The following is an 869-nucleotide window of genomic DNA, read 5'->3' as shown; positions in this document are numbered from 1 at the left end:
CCACCGCGGCGAGGGCGACCAGGATGATCTGGCCCAACGCCAGCAGGGTGCCGGCGATCAGCTCGCCGGCCAGCAGCGCCCGGACCGGCGCCGCCGCCACCAGGATCTCCGCCCGCCGCGTGTACCGAGGCCAGTCCGCCACCCCCGTGTGCACCACCGTCACCGCCGCGTTCGCCGTCGGCCGCTTCTGCGCCAACAACATCGCCAACGGCCGCCCCAACGTGGCGCCCCGACCCAGGATCACCACCTCCCGACCCGCCACCGGGACCCCGTGGTACGCCAGCAACGCCTCGATACCCGCCGGCGTACACGGCAGCGGCCCCGGCAGACCCAACGCCAGCCGGCCCATGTTCACCGGATGCATCCCGTCGACGTCCTTGTCCGGATCCAGCGCCTGCAAGGCCCGGTCATAGTCCAGATGCCCGGGCACCGGATGCTGCACCAGCACCCCGTGCACACCGCGATCGGCGGAGAAATCCGCCAACACCGCCTCCAGATCCGCCTGCGACGCCGAGCCCGGAAGACGCACGTGCGGCGACGCGAACCCCAACCGCGCCGCCTGCCGCTGCTTGATCCGGATGTACCCGGCACTCGCGTCGTCGTCACCGACGAGCACCGTCGCCAACGCCGGCGTCACCCCCTCCGCCCCCAACGCCGCCACACCGTCGGCCACCTCGGCCAGGATTCGCTCCGCCACCGGCCCACCCGGCAACAGCCGCGCGGTCGTAGCCGTCGAAGAAGAAGAAACGGACACAGCACACCTCGCCCACGGAGGCCCAGGCGGTCGACCCCCGCGACGAGCTCCCCGATGGTGACCCATCCCCGTGCCGCCAGTCGCGTTCCACCCCCAGCCTGTCACACCCGCCACC

General features: G+C 72.6%; 1 protein-coding gene. It reads right to left on the bottom strand.

From position 1 onward, the window contains the following. Window positions 1–754: bifunctional 5,10-methylenetetrahydrofolate dehydrogenase/5,10-methenyltetrahydrofolate cyclohydrolase (locus E1165_RS28670; protein WP_243705043.1), on the bottom strand; the 754-nt coding region annotated here is incomplete at its 3' end. Between the last annotated feature and the right edge of the window lie 115 nt (window positions 755–869).

The sequence above is a fragment of the Micromonospora sp. KC723 genome (genome assembly GCF_004348595.1).
Taxonomy (GTDB): Bacteria; Actinomycetota; Actinomycetes; order Mycobacteriales; family Micromonosporaceae; genus Micromonospora.
This window is presented reverse-complemented; position numbering and strand designations above follow the sequence as displayed.